Consider the following 745-nt stretch of genomic DNA (forward strand, 5'->3'; position numbering starts at 1 on the left):
TGAGGTTATTGTGACTTCAGCCTAATTAGTGAAAATATGACTTCACGTCATCCCTTATTCCATATGGGTTTTTCATGATCTTGCCCTGACATGAACATTGTGTGGTGACCCGTTAGAAAATATATTTTAAAGGTGTTAAACGAGCCAATAAAATATTCACAACGAATGCGAAGAACATAATTAGAGCCATTTCATAACCGAATGCTTCTTGTGCTAATGCAACAATTGCTTCGTTATTTGGAATAACACCACTTACGCCGAATGCTTCAGTAAATACAACAGAGAAGTTATTTAGTGCGCCAACAAGAGCGCCAGCACCAAAACCTAAAATTAGGAAACCCATTACGGTTTTAATTGTGCCTTTTAGAATGGTAGAAACATCTGCTTTTTGTGCAACCAGGCCGATAAAAGCAATTAAACCTACCATGATCGCCGGCTCTTTTAATAAGCCGAGCATGAACTCGAAAAAGTTTTGCATAATTTTGACCTTACATGAAAGTTTTTAGTTGTTCTTCAATAGATGCTTTGTCAAAAATATTTTTAAGGCTGATGATATTCTCTTTACCAGCGTCTTTTAGTTGGTTTGCAACGTCTGTTGCTGCAACCCAAATATCCGCATTGCTTGATGCTGCAGATGATAGATCTTCGTGATCAACTTCTGCTTCGAAACCGATTTTTTTAGCGACTTCTTTTACTGCCATTTCCATCATTAGAGAAGTACCAAGGCGGCTTTGTTGCGTAATTC

The 745-nt window shown here is 37.9% G+C and carries 1 protein-coding gene and 1 pseudogene; both read right to left on the minus strand.

The genetic code is table 11. The features are described from left to right. Positions 1 to 86 precede the first annotated feature (86 nt). Positions 87 to 478, minus strand: a pseudogene (locus tag AB4209_RS22505) (PTS transporter subunit IIC); the annotation flags it as partial. 10 nt (positions 479 to 488) lie between these two features. After that, entirely contained in the window at positions 489 to 710 is a 222-nt protein-coding gene (locus tag AB4209_RS22510; RefSeq protein WP_372057462.1) for a PTS sugar transporter subunit IIB, read from the minus strand. Between the last annotated feature and the right edge of the window lie 35 nt (positions 711 to 745).

It is taken from the genome of Vibrio sp. 10N.286.48.C11 (assembly GCF_041469805.1).
Lineage (GTDB): Bacteria > Pseudomonadota > Gammaproteobacteria > Enterobacterales > Vibrionaceae > Vibrio > Vibrio crassostreae_C.